Source organism: Lysinibacillus sp. KCTC 33748, from assembly GCF_002237755.1.
Taxonomy (GTDB): Bacteria; Bacillota; Bacilli; order Bacillales_A; family Planococcaceae; genus Lysinibacillus.
Genome location: NZ_MWSJ01000004.1, coordinates 1 through 24,806, shown reverse-complemented (window position 1 = coordinate 24,806; position 24,806 = coordinate 1). Strand labels below are relative to the sequence as shown.

The 24,806-nt window shown below is 35.0% G+C and carries 26 protein-coding genes; 7 read left to right on the top strand and 19 right to left on the bottom strand.

Features of this window, described 5'->3' with window-relative positions; translation table 11 throughout:
- Nucleotides 1-1,239: 1,239 nt before the first annotated feature.
- Complete coding sequence (locus B1B04_RS07760; RefSeq protein ID WP_079560896.1) at nucleotides 1,240-1,458, top strand: hypothetical protein; 219 nt, start codon at nucleotides 1,240-1,242, stop codon at nucleotides 1,456-1,458.
- Nucleotides 1,459-1,496: 38 nt separating this feature from the next.
- On the opposite strand, the gene B1B04_RS25340 is transcribed toward B1B04_RS07760, so the two are convergent.
- The 11 genes from B1B04_RS25340 to B1B04_RS07705 form a co-directional block, all read right to left on the bottom strand.
- A complete protein-coding gene (locus B1B04_RS25340; protein WP_139376953.1) occupies nucleotides 1,497-1,613 on the bottom strand; it encodes a hypothetical protein in 117 nt (38 codons plus the stop codon).
- A gap of 294 nt (nucleotides 1,614-1,907) precedes the next feature.
- A complete protein-coding gene (locus B1B04_RS07755) occupies nucleotides 1,908-2,294 on the bottom strand; it encodes an SET domain-containing protein (protein WP_079560895.1) in 387 nt (128 codons plus the stop codon).
- Nucleotides 2,295-2,376: 82 nt separating this feature from the next.
- Nucleotides 2,377-2,586 (bottom strand): hypothetical protein, encoded by a 210-nt coding sequence (locus tag B1B04_RS07750; RefSeq protein ID WP_079560894.1) that lies wholly within the window; start codon nucleotides 2,584-2,586, stop codon nucleotides 2,377-2,379.
- A gap of 607 nt (nucleotides 2,587-3,193) precedes the next feature.
- Entirely contained in the window at nucleotides 3,194-3,511 is a 318-nt protein-coding gene (locus B1B04_RS07740; RefSeq protein WP_079560893.1) for a thioredoxin family protein, read from the bottom strand.
- A gap of 289 nt (nucleotides 3,512-3,800) precedes the next feature.
- Nucleotides 3,801-4,817 carry an aminoglycoside phosphotransferase family protein gene (locus tag B1B04_RS07735; RefSeq protein ID WP_079560892.1) on the bottom strand — a complete coding sequence of 339 codons (1,017 nt, stop codon included), beginning with the start codon at nucleotides 4,815-4,817 and terminating at the stop codon, nucleotides 3,801-3,803.
- On the bottom strand, nucleotides 4,814-5,881 hold the full coding sequence (rsgA, locus tag B1B04_RS07730) for a ribosome small subunit-dependent GTPase A (protein ID WP_079561151.1): 1,068 nt from the start codon (nucleotides 5,879-5,881) through the stop codon (nucleotides 4,814-4,816). The genes B1B04_RS07735 and rsgA overlap by 4 nt, the downstream gene beginning before the upstream one ends.
- 533 nt (nucleotides 5,882-6,414) lie before the next feature.
- A complete protein-coding gene (locus B1B04_RS07725) occupies nucleotides 6,415-7,254 on the bottom strand; it encodes a CPBP family intramembrane glutamic endopeptidase (RefSeq protein WP_079560891.1) in 840 nt (279 codons plus the stop codon).
- Between the two features lie 135 nt (nucleotides 7,255-7,389).
- On the bottom strand, nucleotides 7,390-7,989 hold the full coding sequence (locus B1B04_RS07720; RefSeq protein ID WP_079560890.1) for an NDxxF motif lipoprotein: 600 nt from the start codon (nucleotides 7,987-7,989) through the stop codon (nucleotides 7,390-7,392).
- 278 nt (nucleotides 7,990-8,267) lie between these two features.
- Nucleotides 8,268-9,062 (bottom strand): MerR family transcriptional regulator, encoded by a 795-nt coding sequence (locus B1B04_RS07715; RefSeq protein ID WP_079561150.1) that lies wholly within the window; start codon nucleotides 9,060-9,062, stop codon nucleotides 8,268-8,270.
- A gap of 150 nt (nucleotides 9,063-9,212) precedes the next feature.
- Nucleotides 9,213-9,956, bottom strand: coding sequence for a GNAT family N-acetyltransferase (locus tag B1B04_RS07710; protein WP_079560889.1), 744 nt, complete (start codon nucleotides 9,954-9,956; stop codon nucleotides 9,213-9,215).
- A 235-nt stretch (nucleotides 9,957-10,191) separates the two neighbouring features.
- Nucleotides 10,192-11,097, bottom strand: coding sequence for a LysR family transcriptional regulator (locus B1B04_RS07705; RefSeq protein ID WP_079560888.1), 906 nt, complete (start codon nucleotides 11,095-11,097; stop codon nucleotides 10,192-10,194).
- Between the two features lie 133 nt (nucleotides 11,098-11,230).
- Between B1B04_RS07705 and B1B04_RS07700 the strand changes: the two genes are divergently transcribed.
- Together B1B04_RS07700 and B1B04_RS07695 are read left to right on the top strand one after the other, a co-directional pair.
- Entirely contained in the window at nucleotides 11,231-12,244 is a 1,014-nt protein-coding gene (locus B1B04_RS07700) for an alpha/beta fold hydrolase (protein WP_079560887.1), read from the top strand.
- 392 nt (nucleotides 12,245-12,636) lie between these two features.
- Entirely contained in the window at nucleotides 12,637-13,839 is a 1,203-nt protein-coding gene (locus tag B1B04_RS07695) for a macrolide family glycosyltransferase (RefSeq protein WP_079560886.1), read from the top strand.
- A gap of 160 nt (nucleotides 13,840-13,999) precedes the next feature.
- Here the strand turns inward: B1B04_RS07695 and B1B04_RS07690 are convergent, their stop codons facing one another.
- Nucleotides 14,000-14,449 carry a VOC family protein gene (locus B1B04_RS07690; protein WP_079560885.1) on the bottom strand — a complete coding sequence of 150 codons (450 nt, stop codon included), beginning with the start codon at nucleotides 14,447-14,449 and terminating at the stop codon, nucleotides 14,000-14,002.
- 114 nt (nucleotides 14,450-14,563) lie between these two features.
- Here B1B04_RS07690 and B1B04_RS07685 point away from each other — a divergent pair, with 114 nt between their 5' ends.
- Entirely contained in the window at nucleotides 14,564-15,499 is a 936-nt protein-coding gene (locus B1B04_RS07685; RefSeq protein WP_079560884.1) for a helix-turn-helix transcriptional regulator, read from the top strand.
- Between the two features lie 156 nt (nucleotides 15,500-15,655).
- Here the strand turns inward: B1B04_RS07685 and B1B04_RS07680 are convergent, their stop codons facing one another.
- Nucleotides 15,656-17,317 (bottom strand): M28 family peptidase, encoded by a 1,662-nt coding sequence (locus tag B1B04_RS07680; protein WP_079560883.1) that lies wholly within the window; start codon nucleotides 17,315-17,317, stop codon nucleotides 15,656-15,658.
- Between the two features lie 684 nt (nucleotides 17,318-18,001).
- Between B1B04_RS07680 and B1B04_RS07675 the strand changes: the two genes are divergently transcribed.
- Together B1B04_RS07675 and B1B04_RS07670 are read left to right on the top strand one after the other, a co-directional pair.
- Nucleotides 18,002-19,090: a helix-turn-helix transcriptional regulator gene (locus tag B1B04_RS07675; protein WP_079560882.1), complete on the top strand. Its 1,089-nt coding sequence runs from the start codon at nucleotides 18,002-18,004 to the stop codon at nucleotides 19,088-19,090.
- 69 nt (nucleotides 19,091-19,159) lie between these two features.
- Nucleotides 19,160-19,276: a CatA-like O-acetyltransferase gene (locus B1B04_RS07670; RefSeq protein ID WP_481817176.1), complete on the top strand. Its 117-nt coding sequence runs from the start codon at nucleotides 19,160-19,162 to the stop codon at nucleotides 19,274-19,276.
- A gap of 87 nt (nucleotides 19,277-19,363) precedes the next feature.
- Here the strand turns inward: B1B04_RS07670 and B1B04_RS07665 are convergent, their stop codons facing one another.
- Nucleotides 19,364-20,458 carry a DUF418 domain-containing protein gene (locus tag B1B04_RS07665; RefSeq protein ID WP_079560881.1) on the bottom strand — a complete coding sequence of 365 codons (1,095 nt, stop codon included), beginning with the start codon at nucleotides 20,456-20,458 and terminating at the stop codon, nucleotides 19,364-19,366.
- A gap of 239 nt (nucleotides 20,459-20,697) precedes the next feature.
- Between B1B04_RS07665 and B1B04_RS07660 the strand changes: the two genes are divergently transcribed.
- Nucleotides 20,698-21,426, top strand: coding sequence for a helix-turn-helix domain-containing protein (locus tag B1B04_RS07660; protein ID WP_079560880.1), 729 nt, complete (start codon nucleotides 20,698-20,700; stop codon nucleotides 21,424-21,426).
- 197 nt (nucleotides 21,427-21,623) lie between these two features.
- Here the strand turns inward: B1B04_RS07660 and B1B04_RS07655 are convergent, their stop codons facing one another.
- The 5 genes from B1B04_RS07655 to B1B04_RS07635 form a co-directional block, all read right to left on the bottom strand.
- Nucleotides 21,624-22,346, bottom strand: a complete 723-nt coding sequence (locus B1B04_RS07655; protein ID WP_079560879.1) for an SDR family NAD(P)-dependent oxidoreductase — start codon at nucleotides 22,344-22,346, stop codon at nucleotides 21,624-21,626.
- Between the two features lie 50 nt (nucleotides 22,347-22,396).
- The gene (locus B1B04_RS07650) at nucleotides 22,397-22,540 is read right to left on the bottom strand and encodes a DUF2087 domain-containing protein (RefSeq protein ID WP_079561148.1); all 144 of its coding nucleotides are present in this window, start codon (nucleotides 22,538-22,540) and stop codon (nucleotides 22,397-22,399) included.
- 75 nt (nucleotides 22,541-22,615) lie between these two features.
- Nucleotides 22,616-23,482 (bottom strand): hypothetical protein, encoded by an 867-nt coding sequence (locus B1B04_RS07645; protein ID WP_079560878.1) that lies wholly within the window; start codon nucleotides 23,480-23,482, stop codon nucleotides 22,616-22,618.
- A 147-nt stretch (nucleotides 23,483-23,629) separates the two neighbouring features.
- On the bottom strand, nucleotides 23,630-24,133 hold the full coding sequence (locus B1B04_RS07640) for a CDI toxin immunity protein (RefSeq protein ID WP_079560877.1): 504 nt from the start codon (nucleotides 24,131-24,133) through the stop codon (nucleotides 23,630-23,632).
- A gap of 119 nt (nucleotides 24,134-24,252) precedes the next feature.
- Nucleotides 24,253-24,627, bottom strand: coding sequence for a DUF3888 domain-containing protein (locus B1B04_RS07635; RefSeq protein WP_079560876.1), 375 nt, complete (start codon nucleotides 24,625-24,627; stop codon nucleotides 24,253-24,255).
- Between the last annotated feature and the right edge of the window lie 179 nt (nucleotides 24,628-24,806).

Sequence of the window (24,806 nt, the reverse complement as noted above, 5' to 3'; positions counted from 1 at the left end):
TTCCTCCTACATTTTTATGGTAATATCAGTAAATTTTTTGTAATGTAAGTGTAACTTATATATACAAAAAATGGAAGTATATTTTCTGAATTAATATTATTTTTAGAATTATTAAATATTGTATTTGAAAATTTGTAAATATCATTTTCGTAATTATATACTTCTTCAAATTGGGTATTTTTAAATCTAGCATATAGAGGACGAATAACAGTTGAATTTTTTAATTAAAAATGAATCGTAATCTTTAAAGCTCTAAAAGCATTTATCATATTATCACCTGTTTTACATTATAAAAAGACAGGGAATAGCCCTGTCTTTTTGTAATCATAATTGTTAGCATGTACAACCGTAATAATTAATAAGTTGAATTACATTTTTCTTTACTAAGTATTAATAATTCCATTGCATATAAATTACCTCCTTTCAATGTATTTTTAATCTGCTTTTAATAATTCCATTGCATATAAATCACCCTCCTTTCAGTGTATTTTTTAGGCTGCTTTTAATAATTCCATTGCATATAAATCACCTCCTTTCAGTGTATTTTTTAGGCTGCATTTTGGTTTGTTATTTAATAATCCTATATTCAAGATGTGATTTATCAGCTGTTACTTCACCTTTGGCTAAAACATCAAGTAAGAATATTTACATTAAAAACCTATTTATCACATCGTTTGTTTAAAGGATTGGAAGCTTAAATTTCGAAAAGGTACAATTAAAAAGTTTAAAAGAAGAAATTTACAATCTAACATCCTAATAATTCTTTATTTTCTATAATATTACATATTACACACTTCTTTTGAAACTCCTTCTATTTTTGGAATTTTTTTATTTTTTAAATCTTTAATTGATATAGAGGTTTAAAGACAAATTAGATTGTAGTATTGCATAGCAGGACGGAATAAATTAAAAACTTATTAATGGTTTGCGAATTTGAAATTGCAGAAAGATTGATTTTATCTTCATTTCATCATTAAATATTTCATAAAATTACCAAAGCTAATACTGACAGGATTTGAAAACAAAGGATTAAGGCAAAATTAAAAGGCATGAGTCCGATACATATCGAACCCATACCCTAAACGCTGCCTAATGAAATAACCGTACCTAACTTTTAGGGGTCACTTCATTCTCATAAAAAAGCATGCTTTTTGTTATTTTTCTATTCAATTTTAACCCTCTGGCATGTAATACTAGGAATTACTGTTTCTCCATGTAATAATTTTTATTAGGGATTATATGACTGAAGATCAAAAAGCAATGATTGCAATGGTAAAACACGAAGATTACGAGAGAAAAGATGAGCTATTAGCAATTCTTATGAACTCTTTAATAAAGTTTGATAAAAAATGTGACTCTGCTAATAAACCAAACTACCATCAAGAACCCATTCCCATGAGGAAAAATGCTGAAGAGTTAGAACCTGTCTTATCAAATTCTCAGATTTGTAAGTCATAAGAAAGCCATTTTGAGGACTTCCTCTCCTTCAACTTCATTCATTGCCCATTGGTTAAATATACTCCAACATTCCCCTTTTGAACCGGCACATAATTGATTAAAGGTTTTGGAGTAAGGACGACACCTGCAGTATGAGTTGACTTATTACGGACCAATCCTTCTAATCAGCAACATGTGAAGAAAAGTAAATGACAAGGCAATTACTGAAACTATAAGTGTGGAGTAACTTATAGCAACCATAATTGCTTCAAAAATAGTCATTGGTATCAACTCTCCTTACTCTTCAATAGTTTGAAGAAAATAGGTGGAAATTTGGATTACCAATCGCCCAAAAATCTCTTTCTAGTTACCCTCTTATTAAAGTATAACTCCTTACCTGACTGGCTAATAAACTCAATAACTTCAAAATAAAAGCGTCAATCCTTCTCGGATTAACGCCCTGATTTATTTTAATCTTCTTTTTCCTGATCAAACCACAGTAGCTCTTTATCATCAACGTCGCCATTATAATTGATTAGAATTTCATCTCCGGCTTTAATGTCCGTATAAGCAAAGAAGTCAAAAGTTTGGTTTTTAAAATTAATCTCATAAGTTGCATTAGGTTCATAAGAATGGTTAAACAACATACCGTAACCAAGCAGGATAGCAGTTCGACCGATCCCATACTCAAAAGCGTAGTCAGCGAGTAATGTTTGCTCAATGTATTCATGTTGTTCATTTGGGTAAGAAATGACAGGGGCTTCGTGCAAAAGCTGTCCTTTTTTGATATCACACGTTGCAAATACCCCTCTATTGAATTCTCCATCACTTAATGGAGATGTTTTGATCTCTATCATGTTTGTTCTCCTACTCACTTTTAAAATATTCTTTGCAGCTGTAAACATTAGCTAGTTCATTTAAACACTTCGTTTATATTGATTAGCGTGATTCTTTTGGCGGTTGGCAAACGTCACATTTACGTTGATGTTTATTTTTAAACTTTGTAAATGTTTTTTCATACTTGCTACCACACGCACATTTTAATAATAATTTTTGAGAAAAACCGTGATATTCAGTCGTTAGCAACTTACTTTCCGAATTAGTCTCAACAAATTCTTTAATTTTTTCAATCGTCCATTTTTTATTCAATCTTTTACACCTCTATATTTTATCTCTATGCGGAGGCTCTCATGGCATCCGTTCAGTTATAAGGAACGTCTTAATTACCTTAAGTTACTCATTATAACACGAGCTGGTATATAATCAAAACTGATTAAAAAATTCATATTTGACTAACAAACATTTATGTATATCCCCCTGTTTTTTTTACGGTACTTTTAATGATACAAGCGCCATCTTCGCGGAATTCCAAAAGACTTCATACACGCTATTGGAATACACATTTACTCCACCATTATTCCTTTTGGAAATTTATAACATATATACTACCACTCATTTTAATTAAAATTATTACGGTATTCCTGATTATGTGAAACCTATTTTTGTTTATGAATATATAATATTTTTCGGAGTATATTGATTACATCCATCTACTATACTGCCACGTTTTCGATTATATTTTCTACTATAATGTTCGTTGCAATTAGTTTCTCATTATATTTAGAAATCAAGTCAAACAAGCAAGAAGAGTAATCTATTTTGCTTGTCTGGCTTGATGATTATTATCGTAAAACATTCACCACGTTAATTTTTATTTTTAGATGTTCATCCAAAAGTTGTACTGCTGTTTAACAAATCATACTCCAATCATTTGCTTTAGTTGTTCAAACGGCACATATCCAATAATTGGTTCACGTAATTTATTATGAATAATCAATCGAGAATGAGGAATTCCCATTACCTTATATTCTGCTGCAATATCTGGGCTTTTTTCAACATTCACCCGTATAATTTTCACCTTACCACTGAATTTTTCATTCAGTTCTTTAAGCACCCCTTTGAACATTTTACATGGGCCACACCACTCAGCCCAAAAATTTATTAACACGATCTTTTTAGTTTTTAAGTGTTCTCTTAATTCTTCCTTTGTTGTTACTTGAACAATTGACATCATTCTTTTCCTCCTTTGTGAAAATAAAAATCTTGAAGTTATAATATGCTTATTATTATGATTAGACCCTACTCTTTCCCTTTAACACACAATAAAGCCCTTTAATAGGATCAATGTCCACGTCCCGTAAGTTCTACCCCTGGCTACTGATAGATTAAATCTAAATAAAAAAAGTTCAACCAGAAAAATCTGATTGAACTATATAATACGAATTCCTCCGTAAATTGAATTACATCCCAATTCATAGACTTTCATCCAGTTAAATACATCTAATACACAATAGTTATATTTTCTACATATTTCTCATCTCATAGATTTTTTGCAAAGTACTAAGGTGCATTGATTTATCTTCGGGAGACGTAGCGAATTTATACCACTCCACAAGCCTGTACCCGAACATAACAAGGATTAGTTCATAGATACAATGATCGGATACATTGGACATATCCGCATATTTCGAAAAACCTCTGTAATATGCTGGAATGCATTTTTGGTAGTATTCAATCATATGACTGACGTCCGCTTCATCAGTTATTAAACTCGCGATATCCTCACCCATGTGCCCCCATCCGGCGGTATCCCAATCGATAAGTACGATTTTACTGTCCGAATAGAATATGTTTGCCACCCAAAAATCTCTGTGGCAAAGCACTATTGGTAGCTTTTCAATTCGACTGAATATTTCGTCCGCATTGTTATCTATGTCTATGAGCATTTTACATAGATGCTTCGGGATTTCACAGTCATCTGAGCGTATATAATCATACAAAACATTCCATGACCGATAATGCAGATAGTAGTTTTTCGTATATTCAACCTTGCTTAAATTGGGCAAATTATGCAATACGTTTGGTCGTTCAGTATACAACCTGCCTTGAAATCTCCCCAATTCTTCGGCTATACGTTCATACATTTCCACGGTTAGATCTATGCCTGACACACCATCAATATATTCCATCCACAGTTGAATCTCATCGCCATTTATTTCGGTGTGATAACACTCCGGCCAACGGAACGAATCGAAGAAAACCTTTTTGAAATCAGATGCATAGAGGTCGTATTCCCTACGCCATGAATCCGGATCACTATAACGCTCAAATTTTTTCTGTGTTTTCCAAATCATCTTATACGGCAGACTTTCACCTTCAGAAGTTTCAGCTATACCTGTTACAAGGCGAACAACCCCTATTGTCCCACCTTGCAACTCTTTAAGTTGATAATCTGCGCGGATTATCGTCTTGCCTAGCATTTTACTCAAAACAAGCGCCAGTATTTCGGGCTTTACAACCTGTTCATCACATTTGTTCATTTCTTGTATCCTCCCTTTTTCCCCTTTTGTCGCATAGCAATAGACTTTTGCCACGCCCGTTTTTCGATGAGATACCTCGATTTATCATCTACAAACCTGTTTTCCCGCATCTGTACAAGGTAACGCTCCCATTGCTCTGTTGCCAATGATCCATCAGCAAGGGCAGCAAGAACAGCGCAGCCCGGCTCCGTCTGATGGCGGCAGTCATTAAAACGACACTGTTTGAATAATTCCTCCACATCGTTAAATCCTGCACTGATCCCGTCGTCCGCACCGAACAGCCCAAGTTCACGCATACCAGGCGTATCAATAACCATCGCACCGGTCGGAAGCATAAAAAGCTGACGATGCGCTGTTGTGTGCCGGCCCCGACTGTCTGCCTCTCGGATAGCCTTGACAGTCATCACTTCCTGATTCATTAAGGCGTTTAGTAACGAGGATTTTCCCACACCGGACATGCCGAGTAATACAACGGTTTTTCCTGGTCGCAAATATTCACTCAACTCGTCTAAACCACTCCCAGTGTGGCTGGAAACTGCGTGTACTGGGACATCAGGAGCGGCTTTTTGAACTTCAGCTAACGGTACGCTGAAATCCGGCACAAGGTCAGCTTTTGTTAAGATTACGACTGGCTGGCTGCTGCTCTGTCGTGCTTGTGTCAGATAGCGCATGATGCGGCTGACTTTGAAATCCCAGTTTAGGGATGACACGATAAATACGTAATCAAAATTCGTTGCTACGACTTGCTCCAGTATAGTTTTGACATACCCTGCTGCATGTCCCGAATAGTCAGCGCGGGAAAATTTCGAGCGGCGAGGCAGCAAATTGGCAATGCGTGAAGCACCATTTTCGTTGAATTGCAGAAATACAAAATCGCCAACGCATGGAAAATCCTCCCGAGTCACCGCAGTATGGTAGAAAGTGCCCTTTAATACAGCCGTCACTTCTCCTTGTTCGGTGATGACGGTATATTGGTCTCGCTGTAGTTCCGTAACCCTTCCAGGTATTAAACCTATCGGCGGTGTTTCGACTGCGATATAGCCGTATTGTTTCAAATCAATCAATGAACCGCCCCTCTCCAAAAAATTAAAATTGTTTTTGGGCATAAAAATACCGCGAACAAGCAGCCTCCTAAGAAGCTGCTGTTTCGCGGAGAATAGCCAGAAGTCGACTATAATTAAAAAGGAATACGACTTTCATCGTATCCCGCTAACAGCAGTATTCACGAAAGGTTACTGTTTACGGCATAGCAAAAAAACACGGGTGATATTCCCGCTTGCTCTTATGCCAAGCTATAATAAAAGATTGGCATTCACTATGCTCGATATTCGGTTAAGTTAAAACCACCAATATGATATAAGTTGTCATTAATAACATCCCCTTTCATAGGAAAAATTTGGAATATAATTCACTTCTACAGTGTGCCATAACCCTTTACTAGAAATCAACAGAAAATTTTGATTTTATAGAATTTTGTCGGTCAGCTACCTCCCCAACTCAATGCCACAACTACCGCATATAACATGCGAAAAGCCACCTTCGTTCTCGATTTGAAGGTGGCCACTCGTGCCGAAGTTACTCGGGAATCCCACCGCTATTAGTCACCTTGTCCCTTTAGGGGTTGGAGTCTAAAGTTTGTCTCTTTCTGTCCATACAGTACATTCTTTGGATTAATAATGATGAAAAAAACCGCTACAACAAAATATAAAATGGCGTTATACATGATTAAATCGAGTAAGTTTCCGTCTATTAGCCCTATAAAAAAATTAAATAATTGATGGATTATGATTGGGATGACTAGATTCTTATTTAAGTTATAAAATGCTGTCATGACGATTTTTATGGAAATGAGTGCGATCATAAAAAATAGAATATATTTGATTAAATCTAGTCCCATAAGCCCTGATGTAAACCATATTGGTAAATGCCACATCCCCCACCAAAACCCTATAATAATTGAAGCCATTAAAGGGGTATGCCTCTTTTGAAGCTCAATTTGAGCAAAACCTCTCCATCCAAGTTCTTCTCCTAGTGGCCCTGCAAAAAGGTTTCTAAAAAAGAAATAAATCAGCATCCACGAAGATGAGATAGTAATAATAGAGTCTACTTCACTATTTTTCGATACGAGAAACAATATGATCAAAAATATCAATGCTTGAATCATAACCACGGTTAGAATCACAGAAAATTTAAGTTTACTGTTAAATTTATCTTTTACAAATCGAATTATACTCTGTCCAGGATAGATTTTTTTGAATAATAGTACAAAAGCAAACGTTGAGGACCAAGCTGATACACAGAGCATGACATCAAAAATCCATTTAGGGAGTTCCATCATGCTGATGACTCCTACATTACAAAAAAGTGGCAAAAAAATGATATTGGTTAGTAGAATAAAACTGGCTACTGGTTTTTTTAGTTTCTTTTCTTTATTCATGCATATTCCCCGCTTCAAACTAGAATATCTTTAGCTTAAACCTAGGGGTTGCTCACAGGTCAATACTTTTACCACCAAAAAATTCGACGAAAAAAATACCCTTCAAAAACATGAAGGGTAAAAAATATATTCTTTCTATTCATCAAAATATGTAGTTTTTATATTTTTCTCGTCTAAAAACTTTTCAATTTTTAATTGCTGCCTTCCATTCGCTTTAGAAAAATGCTCTGAAGCAAAATCTGATATCTCTGTCAAACTACCATTTTCAACCGCTCCAACAATTTCCTCTTCAAATTGAGTTAAAGTTTCCCTGATGGATGAAACAAATTCGTAAATTGTCTTTGAAGGTTCTTTATAATCTTCAGGGATCGTATTATTACTTAAAAAATCATTGAAATTTGCATCATTCTTTTTTCCTTCATCCATTAATTTTTTTAATTTTTCCCGATCTGATTCATTCGCATCCTCATATTTATAAACGATTGTTTGCATTTCTTTATCGATTACATGACTATAATCCATATACTTTTTTATACTTGCTTTCATTTCATCTTCACTAATAGTTTCATTCTTTTTAGTAGAAACAAATAGATCGTCTGGAATTTTAACAGGTACATTGCTAGCGGTATTTTCCTTACTTTCTTTATTGCTTTCTTTAGGCATTGTATCGTGTGAACAAGCATACATGACCACAATTGTGAATGCCATTACTACATATAAAGTAAATCTTTTCATTATAATCTCCTTTTCAATTCATTAAATATTTCTAGTATTGTAAAGCTATTATTGCCAGCACCCTTATTCGAACATCTCGAATCGTCTATAAATGAATTAATCTAAAAAAGCCTTGCTTCGCTTCATAGTGTACTAGTTGAATAGTACACTATGACTGCCAAGTTTTCAAGTATTAAATTCAAAAAAAGGAAGAACCCCTAAATAAATGGATCTTCCTACTTGAAATTAAGTTGAATAACGTTCGCCTCTTTAGCAAATGGGCGGAAATACAATAAGGATCACTTGATCGGTGCATAAATCTCTAAAAACACCCGTTCCAGTCCATCTTCATAAGTAGTCAGTAATAGATTTATATAAACTTGCCCCAATAGTTCATACCCTTCTTCTATTGCAAACTTTCTTAAATTCGCTTCCACGAGTTGATCAATATTTTTCCCACCAGTTGACCATCTTCCATCTTCAATAATTGTATAAACACATGTTGGATGAGATAGAATTTTGCCTTCAATTTCTTCATCTAGGCCTTCCACTTTTCGTACAATTATAAACTTATCTTCTAAAATACCTTCTTCGTTGAATTGGATAACTCTTCTTAAAGATGTAAGCGTAACTGCTTTTTTTAAGCTGTCTGCATTCTTTTTTAAAGTGTCATATTCTTCATACGCAGTAAAATGTTCAATCTCTCCCTTTAGTGCTAAAGGTTTCATTTCCTTAACTATGTATTCTCCTAAAAATTGTTTGATTTTCTTACAATCTTCTTTTACTATTTGAATCTTTTTCAATAGCAGTTTTTTATATTCTATTTCCAGTAAAACCTCTTGTTCTTTTTCTTCTAATAATGACTGAATTCCATCGATACTCTTACTCTTTCTTAATTCCTGGATTTTTTTAATTTCAATATCAATTTCTCGATAGAAATTTACTGTTGTAATGTCATAAATATCAAAATGACTATATTTTCTATACCCATTCTCAATATTTTGCTTTGGCTTTACTAAATCCTTTTCCTCATAAAATTTCAAGGTATCTCTAGATACGCCTAAAAAATTAGCTACTTGCCCAATTGTGTACATTTTCCCATCCTTTAACATTCTATATACGTTATGACCTAAAACATACGATACTACAACTTCTATAATCAATAAACCTATTTTTCCCATCACAGAAAAAATAGGTTTAACTATCAACTGGTCTACTCCAAGGAAATTCCTGTAGATTCTATCCTACCGCGACTTTCCGACAGTACAATCAGGAGAAATGACATCCCACTTTCCAAACAGCGTCAAACCAGCGGCTTTAGCTAGAAACGTTGAAGCCTCGTTATCTAGCTGGCATCTGTACTGTGTTTCGTAACCCTGCTCAAAGGCGTACTTACTAATTGAACGCACTACTTTGCGAGCATGACCTTTTCCTCTAAAAGATCTCAAAGTCAGTACGCCGAGGTCTGCAATTTGCGCTCCTTCTTTCCAAGGATACATGCTGGCAGCACAAACTAATCGGTCATGCTCAAAAGAACCGTACACGGCCCAATGATTCAACTCCACATAAGCATCATCCAAGTCTTGTTCCGACGCGGAGGACTCGAACTCAGAGAATACTGCATCATCTTGCTCTGTTAATTGGCGCAATGTGCCTTCCAAACTTTCTTGCTGCAAAACGTTCTTTTCGGCCACTGAAAAATAAAAAATATAATCTGCACCATGTAGCATGACTCCCGCTTCCACTAATTTCCGATGGAAGACATGACCAGTCAGTTTTTGTTCTTTAGAAAGGGCTAACTTATCAGCCATCTCAGGCGTCAAAACTGCCCAAAACTGGCCGTCAGTCGTTTCCAGCGTCATGAGCCGATTGTCTTCGCTTAGATCAGGGTTGATAGTAATCGTAAAGTTTTCATCATTATAGATAATGTCTCCGTATAAAAATTGCGACTTCCAATAGTCAGTTATCGTCTGTGAAAATAAAGGCATACTTATCCCCCCTCTATAATTTTAATTATATACAAAAATACCATATTCCCCCTACACCTTTCTAATCTTTTTGGTTTTCTCCCCTCCCTTTCATAGTGCCTTCACATGCCCACTTCCGAAAAAAGGCCGATTCAGTGTTTTAAATGAACCTCTGAATTCGACCTTTCCCACTTCTATCCGATTTATATATGGTGGCAGAGAAATAAATCGTTTACACCTGTACATTCGGGATATTTCATTTGCTATTATCTAGACTCATTTTTAATACGCTTCTTGCCAATTCGATAAAGGCTCTTATCGATGGTGACATCCATTTTTCTTGATGCCACAGCATTTGAGTAGCAAATCGTATTTCCGATAAATCCCAAGGTAAAGCAATCAGTTCTCCCCGCTCCACCTCTCCCTTTATAGCCATTTCCGGTAGTAAGGCAATGCCAAGCCCAACCATAGCGCATTGTTTAATGGCCTCTGCACTATTAAACTCTAGTTCAGTTAAGCTGTCGGCACCCTTTCTCAGTAACGTTCGATAGAAGAAAGTCCGATAAGAGCAACCTTTTTCACTTAATAAAATTTGCTCTCTATTAAAGTCTTCAATGCTTAATGTAGACCGTGTAGCTAATGGATGGTCGGGTGAAACTACCATAAGAAATAGTTCGTCCATTAAAAGCTCTGTATGAAGATCTGTAGATTTGACAGGTTCATCCAGCATAAAGACCACATCAACATTACCTTCTCTCAGACTCTGTTTCAAATTATCACTAGACAAGGGTCTAAATAAAAGACGAACGTGCGGATATTGTTCACGAAAAAGCCGGAGCAAAGCGGGTAAGCGATATGTACAGAGCACTTCGTCTGCACCGATTATCACCGTACCAGTTATTTCTCCGCTCTGACTTGAGACATACCGAGCTTCCTCAACATCATTTAAAATTTTGTTAGCATAGGGCAACAACTGGTGCCCCGCATCTGTTAATACAACACTCTTGCCCAAGCGATCCAATAGTTTTACACCCAATTCTTCCTCTAAAGCCTTGATTTGCATAGTTACAGTAGACGGAACATAGTTCAAAACTTCGGCAGTGCGGCTAAAACTGCATGTGGAAGCAAGCGTCCAAAATGTTTTAAGCTGGCGGATTTCCATTGATAACACCTCTTAAGTTCAAAAAAATTGAATGTTACAATCAAAAACGTTTCGTTGATTTGATGGTAGCAGTGTCGTAGAGTAAAAATCAAGCTTCAACACCAAATCTTGTATAACAAAGGAGATTCGACTCATGAAAGATTACGAAATTTATTCACTGGGAGATGTCATACTGCAATCGGGTCAAAAGCTACCTCAAGCCTTTCTTGCCTATAAAACCTATGGAACTTTAAATTCTGCAAAGTCCAATGTAATTGTCTATCCTACTTGGTTTGCTGGCCAACACACCGATAATGAGTGGCTTATTGGTCCCGGTAAAGCACTCGACCCTGACAAATATTTTATTATTGTGCCTAATATGCTTGGAAATGGTCTATCTTCCTCCCCAAGCAATACACCAGCCCCTTTTGACAGAGCGAATTTTCCGCTCATAACGATTTATGACAATGTCCGACTACAACATCAGCTCGTAACCAAGAAATTTGGTATTTCAAAAATTGCTCTAGTCGTTGGCTGGTCACTGGGGGCACTGCAAACCTTTCAATGGGGAACTAGTTATCCTGAGATGGTCGACCGTATTGCACCGTTTGGCGGAACAGCAAAAACGAGACCACATGCTCAAGTTGTTTTTGAGGGACTTATCGCAGCATTGCAAGTGGACTCCAATTGGAAGGAAGGCTTCTATGATAGTCAGCCTGTAGCAGGACTTGCCGCGATGGGACGCGCCTATGCTCCATGGGGGTTTTCTCAGGCTTATTATTTAGAGCAACTCTATCAGGCAGAGGGATACTCGACATTAAAAGCATATTTGGAAGACTATTGGGATCAAGTATTCCTTTCTTTTGATGCCAACGATTTGATCGCTATGCTCCGTACAGGAATCACCGGAGATATTAGCGCTAACACCGAAGACAACAGAAATTTTGAACAGGCATTAAACAAGATCACTGCTCATGCTCTTGTTATGCCAGGATCGACTGATCTGTTCTTCCCTCCTGAGGATAATGAATATGAAGTGAAACATATGCCTAATGCTATTTATCAGCGAATCGAATCCAAATGGGGACATTGCTTTGGAATCGGACAAAACGAACAAGATTCCCTTGTGATAGACAACTATCTGAATCAATTTTTGCAGTTGGGATGAGTAACTTTACGTATTCTAGTAACAGAGAAGTAGATAACGCCCTCCATAATTTGTTCGCTTACCATAATAAAGTGAAACTTTAAACAGTGCGGGATTTACTTCTTCCCCCACTAATTATTAGTCTTCACCAATTGGGCATTTACTGGCAGTTCATCTTCCACCTATCTTCTTTGCTTTCGCCAAATTGTAAGGTAGGAATCTTGTACCTGACGCTTCGTTTTCGGTACAAATAAAATACTGCCTTTAATGCATAGGCTAATCATCTAAAAAGATACACAATCAAACTTGCTAAAAGAACTCACTGTGTTTTACCATGGTTAAGCAATGATAAGGGACAGCATCTCTTACTCTTACACCATCTTGAATATACCTTTACCTAAGGAGTGGTAAAATTGGCACGTGTTTTATTTATTAACGCTGGATCAGAAGGACATATCAATCCAACGATTGGCGTTGTGCAGGAGCTCATTTCGCGAGGAGAAGAGGTCGTGTTCTTTACGATAGAAGCTTTTCGAGAGCGTATTGAGAAGACAGGAGCGACTGTGCGCACATTTGATGGGCAAAAATTTATTAAAGCCTTTATCTCAGGCGGAAGAAATCATTTGCTCGAAAGGGTCAATGGACTTTTACTTACTGCAGATATCGTCATCCCTAGCGTACTTGAACAGATTAAAGGAGAACATTTTGATTACATCATCCATGATTCTATGTTTGGCTGCGGGCATTTACTTGCTAAAATCCTGAAGCTGCCAGCAATCAATTCATGTACATCTTTTGCAGAGACCAAACTATCATTCGATCAAACAATAGAACATCTTTCACAAAATGTCCCGACTGAAGTTTTAACAAGAATAAATGCTGATTTTCTAAACCTGACAACAAAAATCAAAGAAACATATGGTGTTGAAATCAGTTCACCTTATGAAGTTTTTTGTAATCCTGCACCGCTTACAATCGTTTATACAACTAGAGAATTTCAACCTACTGGAGAAGCTTTTGACCAAACATATAAATTTGTAGGCCCATCTATTTCTTCACGATTATCGCAAGAAGACTTCGACCTTACTGCATTCGAAGGAAAAAGCCCTATCTACATTTCACTCGGTACTGTTTTAAATCAAGCCATTGATTTCTATAAGCTATGTTTGAAGGCATTCGGGAATACTGAGCATACCGTTGTCATGTCGATTGGGGAACAAACCCCACTTGATGCATTAGGAGAAATCCCTGAAAACTTCATAGTGAAAAATTATGTTCCACAAACCGAATTGCTACAATACACTAAATTATTTATTACACATGGCGGCATGAATAGCACCAACGAAGCTCTCTATAATGGGGTTCCGCTAATCGTGATCCCACTAAGTGCGGATCAGCCGATCATCGCTAAGCAAGTGACTAACATCGGAGCAGGTATTCAATTACAAATGGAAAGTTTGACAGCTAATCAACTAAATGAAGCTGCCAATCATGTGTTAAACACCCCTTCCATCCATAAAGCTGTTGCAAACATTAAAGAATGCTTCCAACAATCAGGTGGGTATCACAAAGCTGTTGATGAGATTTTCAAGTTTAAAATTCAATATGATATTTAATAATTGCCATTATCGGTGGCTTTTTTTATAGCGCGGCCTCTTCAATTCCAATGAAATATTAGAAAAGGATCGATTTAAGCAAGATAAAAAGCTGGGTAAACTTCCCCAGCTTTTTGCACGTCTTTTACTAAGCGAGCAACGACGAACCAAATACTATTTGTTACTGTAATCGATTATCATACATTAATTGTATTTGGATACCAAACGGGTCTTCAAGTATACCGTATGCTTTACTAAAAACATTACTCGATAGCGGAACAATGATTCTCACTCTCCCATCTGTCGTCAAACTCTTGTAAAAATGTTCGATTTCTTCTAAGTCCGCACTTTGAATACACAATGAAGTGTTGTTTCCCACTACATATTTTTCTGATCCATCCATTGTATCTTCTGCCAACATGACCTTTGTTTTTCCGATTGTTAAAACGGAATGAGTAATATAATCTTTATTCTCTTCAGTAAGCTGCAGCGAGCTGTCACGTTTAGCCATATCTTCATAAGTAACAAGTAACAATTCCTCTGCGTTAAAATGCTTTTTGTAAAAATCGACCGCTTCTTTAGCTCTTCCGTTCATCGATAAAAAAATAGCTACTTCTAGTGTTGTACTCATAGTTCAATCTCCTATATAAAATAATTTTAGGTAAATATCTTTTCAATTGATATTACCTTGACCTTATTTTAAGATGTAAAGGTATCAAAACATGACACCTTTAAGGGGGTTCCCATGAAGAAATCAGAAAGATTAAATGACATGATTAGATACTTGAACAGTCGGGAGTACTTTAATTTAAGTGATCTAATGGCTAAATACAATATTTCCAAAAGTACAGCTCTGCGTGATATTAGTTCATTAGAACAATTGGGTATGCCCATTTTTGCAGAGCATGGCAGGCATGGACGTTATGGGATCTTAAAAAATAGATTGTTATCCCCTATTATTTTTACAATTGATGAAATATATGCTCTGTACTTCGCCATGCTGACGTTAGAATCTTATCAATCTACCCCATTCCATTTAAGTGTTCATAAACTGAATGAAAAGTTTGAAAACTGTCTATCAAACAATCAAATACAACAAATTCACAAAATGAAAAAAGTTCTGCAATTTGAAGTAAATCAGCATACTAATGTTAGCCATTTTTTAGATAAAATTTTAAAAAGCATTCTTAATGAAAGTAGCTGTAAAATACAATATTTAAAAAATAACGAGCAAAAAAGTTACAACGTTCAATTTTTCAAAATTTCCGCTAAGTTTGGTCAATGGTATGCTACTGGAATAGAGTTCGATACGCATAAATATAGAGTTTTCAGATGCGATAAAATAACCTTCATAGAAGAAGAACTTAATTCTCAATTTTCTTTTGATGAGCTTATTTGTCGGTCACTAGAAATTTATCAATCTGAGAAGAGCATTGACTTTGAGGTAGAAATTTTAGCACAAGCAAAGGATATTTTTTATAAAGAACATTATCCTTCTATGAAAATAGAAATTGGTGATAAAACAGTTGTGAAGGGCTTTTATAATCCCGGCGAAGAGGAATTTATCGCTAACTATTTTATGAGGTACGGTCATAGTGTTAAATCAGTGAAGCCTGAATCATTAAAACAAATCATTCAGGATAAAGTAGAAAGCCTCTTTAGTCACTATCAAAAATTATAATTCAATATGTAGATTTAAAAATGTAATTTGTATGTTGTATAGCTCAGTATCTACTTTACTTTATCATTCATTTTTCCTGAATTAATCATTTTGCTCACACTAAGAAAAGGAGAAAAACGAATTCACTTTTCTCCTCTTTTTTATTAAAAAACCTTTCTATTCATCATCATCAATTGCCATTAACCAATTCACAATTGCTACTATTGGGAATGTAATGATTGCCGTTAAAATAGCTATTATAGGTGCGATACTAATTGTTAGTGCAACATATATCAGATACATAATTGGCGCAAGTAATAGAATACATGGAACTGTCAAGCCTGCAACTGCTACATAATGATACAAAGCCTTCGCCCACTTCACTTTTAATATGATCGGTAAAATCAACAGCAAACTAATGATCCCTGGAATCGTAAATGCGTAACTAATACCTTTGTACGTAAAACTTGTGATCACAGCTAATACAATCCATAAAACTTGCGTACTCATTGCAAAATTCGTAGAACCATATTTTTTTGAAATCCACTTCGCAAAAAAGAAACAAAACACAATAGCGAGTAGGACCATCAACGTAAGAATCGTCGAATCATAAGTACCAAACATAATCAGGTTATCTTCAAGTATTTCTCCGTAAAATACACTTGTTGAAAGACGAATTAGAAGGAAATAGAAGATGAAAATAGTAACTAGACTACCCATCATCGCTAATAAACTAAAAACAAATCCCTTAATCTGTGTCACTCGCTTTTTAAAGCTCAAAAAGAATGTTGCTGCTGTTAAGACAAGTAAAACAATCATCAATGGCATGACTAATTTTTCGGAATACACGACTAATGTTTTTTTCATTAATGGGAAGTAAATTGCATTACTATCACTTTCCTCTAAAGCTTGAAACTCTTTTGCATCCATCATCATATACTTTTTCACTAAAGGAAAAGCATAGCTACCAAAGTGACGAAGTGTTGCCGCATCAATATTTTCCACACGATCTATCTCTGCATGATATGCCTGTACTCCATCCATATTTGCAAAATTATAGCCTGATTTTTTTGTCACTTTTAATTCCGTAAAATCTGTATCGTTCGGCATCTTTTTATACATTTCAGAAGCAAATGAGTAAGCAACGGGGTATGGTACGATTTCTTTATACAATTGCACTAAATTCAAATTATTTGAACTCGTTTCAAACATAATCGGTACTCCCGTATTGCCTCTTGCTTCGAAGTTTAACATAACGCTTACTTTATCTAATACATCCCCACGATCTTTAAAAGCACTCGCCCCAAGTAAACCTTGCTCCTCACCGTCTGTTAGAACAAAATAAATTGTATTTTTAGGTGCCGGCATTTGTTTTAATGCTCTGGCTGTTTCCATAATTGTAACTACACCATAACCATCATCTGACGCTCCAGGAGTTTCAGTTTCAGAATCATAATGAGCTGTTAATAAAACTGCATTATCATCACCGGATGTCCCTTGGATCTTTGCAATAATATTTTCAACATGTTCAGCACCTATTTCTGCAGCTTTCTTTTCATCTCTAATATCCTTCACTGGCTTCGTTTGAATTTCAACAGGAATATCGAGATTTTGAAAGTGTTTGACAATATAATCCCTTACCCTTTTATTCGCAGGAGATCCTATTGGATGTGGTTCCTTTGCTACTTCTTTTAAATACTCAAGCGCTTGTTCCGATGAAAAATCCTTTTCTGTTTTCCCCATTTCTTCTTGAGAAGGACTTAAAAATTGACTAAAACTTATAAAGAGCGTTAACAATCCTAGTAATATCGCAAAAATAAACAATTTTCTTTTTTTCATCTATTCTCTCCTTCTTAAAATTGAATTTCAAAGCTAATTAGATACATTGTATGTTTCAAATTCAATTTACTTTCTTTTCATACGTGTATACTCTAATAAGCAATTGGTTCACCTATAAACCTAACGGAACGGTCAATAATTTTAATTTAAAAAGGATGACGGCCGCCAGATTGGCTCCTTTCATTACGGAAAGAACAAATTAAAATGACCGAAATCTATATTCAATCACTTTTAGACAAGAAATAATTCAAAGGAAAATTTACAAAACATATCACACATCAAAACACGCGTTGTGTATGATAAAAAACGTCACTCAGAGTGGAAAAAAACCTTTGTTAATGCATACACAATAATTTTTATTCTGTTGCCGACAAGATGACGAATCTATTAATATTTATATTGTTAAATTCGTTCTTTATTTATAGAACTCATCACAACACGTTGGAGATACTTTAAAACGTATATCATTTATATAAGTTGATTGGAGCGCTAGCGAAACGGCAATTGTTTTAACTGTGTGAAAACGTTGCGGCAGCAACAATGCGCCCAATCAGAACCGAAATCAACCCACATTACGGTGATAAACACTTATCGCTGAAGCCAGTTCGTCTCACTCAAAAAACACAACGAATATCAAAACCCATTTCAATTCTTCACTATACTTAACTATAGGAGTGATGCATGATGAACAACATGATTCAGGAGATGATTGATTGGATTGAAGCACATCTGTTTGAGGGGTTTTCCCTGATGAAACTAAGTGAAGCAATGGGCTATTCTTCTTATTACTGTTCCTTTAAATTTCATCAAATCACTGGCATTAGCATTAAACGCTATATGACCCTTAGAAAAACCTATCTTTCTTCAATCAGTCTTAGTGAAACAGATGAAAGGATCATTGAAATAGCGATTAAACATGGCTATTCATCGCAAGAAGCATTTTCCCGAGCTTTCAAGGAAATATTCGGCGTTACCCCTAATACCTTTCGTTTATGCCCTGAACCATTGCAATCTTATGTAAAACTCACTATGAATGAAGCGAGGAGTTATTATATGGATATTTCAAAAAAATTAAGAATTGAAGATTTACAAAAACATGTGGATGAACATTTTGATCATGAAGTATTAAACATTTTAAATGGTCAATATATGTACGAAGAATTCAGTTCTCAACAATTAATGGGAAAAAGCGATTACGCACCATTTAATGAGGCGATGTGTGTACACGACACCGTTACAACCATTTTTAGCGACTCCTTCAAACAGGTTCGAGCAGCAGGACATCAAGTCTCACTTGAGCATTACGAAGCCATTACAGTTGCCCCACTTGAAAAGACCTTGTTTTCAAAAAAATATCAATGTATCGTTCTTTGGTTTGGTGAAGACATGTTTTGTCAGATGAACTTAATAACCGTGTTAGCGTATTTAGAACAAACCGCATTCAAAGGAACGATTTACTATCATGCGGTAAGAGAGCAAACATATGATGTGCAAGAAACTGACATAACATTAGGTAGCTATTACGATCTATATGAAGCAGTGTTAATAGACCACCGTATGCCAGATGTAGAGCTGATGCCTGTTATGTATCAAGGAATCAAATTGTATTTAGAACTATTGAAAAACGATAACGACATCACAAAATATATCCAAACACATCAACATCTACCTCACGATGAAATTGTACGAAACTTACTAAAACTCTTCCCTCAATATGGTTTAGGGGATTCTCAATATTTAGAATTAATTAAAGCAACGCAAATCAAAGATTGAGCATGCTTACCTCCCTCCCCTTTAGAGTGGTGAAGAGTTGCAACCCAAACTCTTCATCGCTCATTTAGCGTGTTGACTGTTTCTATACAAATGTACCACGATGTGTGTGATGGTTATCATGCAGGTTTATTCATAAATTACCTTCAGAATTTTGCCGATGAATCATATGATTGTTTATTGGATTAAATATCTAAAACCTGCTTCTTTTGTAGAAAGCGTCCCCGCTTGTTAGAGGAACGCTTTCTAATCTTCCCTTTTAATCTACTTCCCCTACTAATCTGTCATTTTTCTCATCACCCATTCAATCGGCCCTCTTTTAAATCTATTTCTCCATAAAACAGAAAAGAAAATACTCGCTACAAAAAACAATAGTGTAAATACTAATGAAAATGCTAAAGTCTGTTTTTCTAATCTATTGAATAAAGCCAATATGCCCACACCGATGAATACATGGCTTACATAATGCGTTAGTGTTAATTGTCCTGTTTGAATAAGTGCTTTTATCACCCATTGTCCAGCAAACTTTTCTACGATATAAATAGAAGCAACGATGACAATAATCGCAGAAGCTGAATTTGATAAGATATATAAAATGTTTGGTGGAATTGGTCCTGTTTGAAACAAAAATTCAGCACTATTTTCATCTAACACCAATAGCGATAGTCGTATTAATATTTTTGAAAGTACCTCTATTGCTATTAGTAGAATTATAGAAATAAACAACATCTTGTTTCTTACAGCTTTCTTCGATAAATCAAGTCTGCCAAGGATCATTCCAAGCAAAAAGAAGCAGATCCAAGGGAATACTGGATGATATCCATTAAACAAAAGATTTCTTAGAAAACCTTCGATCGTCCAAAAATCAAGATATTCCATAAACGGTTGTTCTGGATGCCATCCTTTCAAATAATTCATTGTCACTTGTAAGGCTTGCGAGGTGATTAAAAAAAGAGTAGATAGGATGATCATTAGCTTTGTAGAAGCTACGATAAGGAAGGATGCAATCAGCATATAAACACCATAATAGTGGAGAATATCTCCAGTCCAATCAGCAACATATAAAAGCAAACCAAGAATAAAGAGAAAAGCCGAACGTTTCCAGAATTTCTTCCTAATCTCTTTAATAGAAGTAAGCTCACCGCCATTTCTAGCTTTTCTTGTCATCAACGCAACTCCGATACCGGCCAACGTAACAAAAGTAGCAGACGCCCTTCCTTCGAAAAGTCCAGTAAACCATATAAGCCAATCCGGTCCTCTCCCTGCAGCTCCCATAATAATTTTAAAGTTGACGATAAGCATCCCAAACATAGCCAAGGCTCGAGCGAAATCTAGCCCATCAATCCGTTTAGATTGTAACGGTTCGGTCATAAATGTTCCTCCTTCTGTTAATACACCATCACTATAAACTATAGGGTTGACCTAATGTCAAACCAAGTTTTGTTTGTCCACCACTTCATTCATTTGCCCCAAAAAATCCGTTAGCTTTATCGCATGGAATTAATCTTTTTTTCATTCTCATTGATAACTGTTTGAGGTTTTATCTTAGGTTTATTGGTTGACATTAGGCTAGCCCTAGAGTTTATATTTATCTAGAGAAGAGGGATATTATGGATGAAACAATTACAATAAATCAATTGGCTAAAATATTTGATATCAGTCATCATCAAATTCGATATTACGAAGAAAAGGGGCTCTTATTTCCATCCTACACGGATCATAATAGGTATCGAAAATATTCTCTGAAGGAAATTTATCAACTTGCGCAAATATTAATGTTAAGAAACTTAAATCTTTCAATCGCACAAATTAAAAAGGTTTTAACTTCGTATGATAAAAATGATTATTTAAAGTTATTAAACGAAAAATCAACAGCACTTTCCGACGAAATAAACAAACTACAAAAAATAAAAAAGGTAATTGATCACCATTATGAAAATATTACAAACCAAAAAGAAAATTCAATAAAATACTTAAAAAATAAACATTTAGAAAAAATAATCACTTTAAAAACAAATGAAACTTTATCCGCCAAAGATATGTTTAAGTTTCAATTATCAAAGCAATTTTTTTATAATGATATTATTTATGTTTTTGAAGAAGATGAATATCATATATGTATAGAAACAGAACGGAAAGCTGACTTTATCATGAATGAAGGTAAATATAGTTCAATATTTATTTTTGGTGAATCTGATGAAGAATTTGAGGAACAAATAGTATCCATTATCGACAAGAAAAATACCCCTATCTATGTATTGGAGCTCTCAAGCGGCATTTTTACTAATAGTAATGTTCTTGAGTTAGAAGTTTTAATTCCCGAAAAAAATGAGGGTTAAATTGATTAGAATAGTAACTACACGATAGAGAATGTTATATTTGTTCATTCCAGAATATAAAAGCAAAGGAGTTCGAAAGCTGTTATGGCAGTAGGCTAGGAGTTTTTGCTCGAACTAAACAACTTTACGGGCTCCATCATTCACAATAATAAAGGCTCACATGTTGACCAGAATCGTTCAACATGTGAGCCGTTTTTTTATACATTCATATCTGTAATAGCAGGAATATTTATTTCCTTTACACATGAAACTGGTGATAAATTAATCACACATTGGACAATGGCTACAATATCTTGTACAGGAATACGTGTACCTTCATACAACTTAATTGCTTTTTCAGCTCCTTCTTCAAAAGGTACTTCAGCTGCCATTTCTCCTGGATTAATACACGTTACAGTGATCTTATCTTTTCTCAAATGCTCGCGTAAAGCATTTGTAATACCTCGCAAGCCAAATTTAGATGTAACAAACGAAACTTGCGCATTATTCGTATGATCTAAACCTGCTGTCGATCCTATTAAAATTATTTTTCCATTTTCGGCCTGTCTTAAATTAGGTAATAGCGCCTGAATATATGTAATTGTGGAAGTTAAATTAATATTAATTAAATTTGCTATATCCCCAATCTCATCGCTATCAAACGTATAGTCATCTTCAAAACCACGCTTTTCCCAAACGCCAACATTATAAATTAATACATCAATAGCAACGCCTTGTAAAGTTTCTTTTAAAGCAGGAATATGTTGTTGACTAGATAAATCAATAGCCAGCCATTTACGATTTACGCCATCATTTATATCTAAACTACTTGGTCGTGTTCGAGACACCACCCATACTGTATCCCCTTTTGATGGTAACCCCTTTACAAATGCGTCACCTAATCCTTGGCTTGCTCCAAATATAATAAAGTTCTTACTCATCCAATCACCCTTTCTATATGACTACAACGTAAGTATAGTTAATATAAAAATCAGTGACAACTAATGTGATTTATGGAAATATTAAGATACCTAAAATTATTTACGCTCGTTGATTTTAAAATTTCATTGATTTCTTTTTCGTTATATTTACGCCCTACCTCAAACTTCGGTACAATGTATTGCAGTAAAAAAATTTTTCGTTTTGAATAATGTTACTTCAAAACATTGGCTTTTCTTTCATTTTTCATAAGCTTTTGTCACGGTAAGTACTAATGAAGATAATTCCTCCATTCCTCCCATGCTTCCATATAACCATTAAGATCGTGCGGATGAACTTTTATACACACGCCAATACGTGTATATAATTGAAAAACAACTTCATTCAAAAGTCGTTCTTTCGTAAAAGTTGCATTTCCGTCCCACAACGAAAACGATGAAAAAAGTGTATGTAAGTCTAAACTATCTGGCGAAGAACAAAACGCATAGGTGAAATCGTAAAGTTTTGGTCCGATTAAAGGTGATGGGTCAATAACGCCTTTTAACTGATTATAAGAATATACAAAATTATGAACACCCGTATCACCGTGAAGGTAATACTTCTCCTCTTGCTCGTGATAAGTATTTAATATATTTACCAATAACTCTACTCTTTTATGATCCTCGCTCGGTAATAGCTTACCTATATTCATTTTGGAAGACTCAAAACTACTATGATTAAAGTCTGACCAGGAGATTCTATGAATCCCGTTTACTCTTCCCCAAGGAATGTCTTTGTCCACCTTTTCATAATGATTGAATAACTCTTTCGTTAAAATGTTCATCCATTCTACTTTCGATCCTCGATTATAGTGAGTTTCTCCGGGTATAAAAGAGTACACAATAAATTCTTTTTTATGATCCGTGTAAAGAACATCCGGCAACAATTTCACTTTTTTATATGCAAGCAGGAATTCCTCAGTGGCAGATATTATCATAGGATCGTCGATCTTTATCACGTAGATTGGCATATTTTTGCACAGGATCGTGTATAAAATGCCCTCAGTTGTACCACTTTTTAACCTCTTCACTTCTAAATTATCATTTATGACTAAGCCTTTATTAATGAGTAAATCCATGATTTCATTTATTTTTTCCATTTTTCAATCCTCTTCAGACGTTTTAGTTAACTAGCTTAATAAGTTCGCTATCTTTTTCAACAATCCTGCTCATCAATAAGAAAAGTTGCCTTTGACTTGGGTAGCTTTTACTCTTGAATCGTTAAGTTAAAAAAATTCTTTGTTCACCTATACCCACCCGATATTAACAGTATCATCATGAAAGAATTCAATTACATATTTCTGAGTTAGGCAATAAATATATAAGTCACTTCCTAACCAGACAATCTCCTCAATATTACTTAATAATTCATTAGTCAATTTAGTTTTTATACATGGATGACTATCGTATCCCCAAAAGATATATATAGGAATTGATGTATCTAATCCTTTAGAAATTAAAAGTGACGGAATACTTGTTATTTCTTGGTCAACCACTTCGATTTGGTTAATATTAACATTTTTCCAGTCAATTCGATTCCAAAATGTAAATGGGAAATTTGCAGAAAAATCTTCTACAATTAAATCACTTTTATTAGAATCTTGTATTTCAAATACTTCCGATTCGCCGAACACTTCTTGAAGCAAAGCCTTTACTTCATTCTCTTTTTCAATTCTTTCTTGGATAATTTCTTTTTGTCTTCGTACCTCTAAAATTTCCTTTAATCTCTTCTGTCTCTCTTCTCTGTTCACCCAAATGTTAAACTCCTTATCATATTGTTATTGAACCTAAACACAATTTAAAAGAGCGTTTCATTTTATTATTGAAACGCACCCAGTTAGTTGAATAGGATAGAAAGCTTTAAAAGGACTTACTTTTGAACTTCTTTTACTGAAACCCCTTCTGTTGTTACAAGAAAGGTTAATGTAATAGGACCTTCAGGTGGGTTAAAAGGACCTGTATACGTATCATATTTTACTTTCACTGTAAAATCATACTGAGAATATCCACCAGTTAGTCGTTTAATTTCTAATATTTCTGCATCCCAAAGTGCATAACTACGACTTGGATATTCCTTATTAATCACGTTCCTTGCATATGGGTCTAATAATACCAATAATACATCATAAAAATCGGAATGTATTTCTTCAGCACTGACATTCTCTGCTATCTGTGGTCTTTTCCAAGTTAAAACAGATGTTAAACTAATTAATAACAATAAAAATATTACTGATATCTTTTTCATCTAATCACCTACCTTTTTAAAAGGTAGTATTCACTTTAGGTAAAACAATATTCTTGTTCAACTAAACTGCGCTGTTAGATCAATAAAAACATACTAAGATTAGTAGTGCAGACCAAGGCATTGGTTCGTACTACTATTTTTTTATATAGTAGAGGTGAAGAATAGGTCGGGCAGCTCTT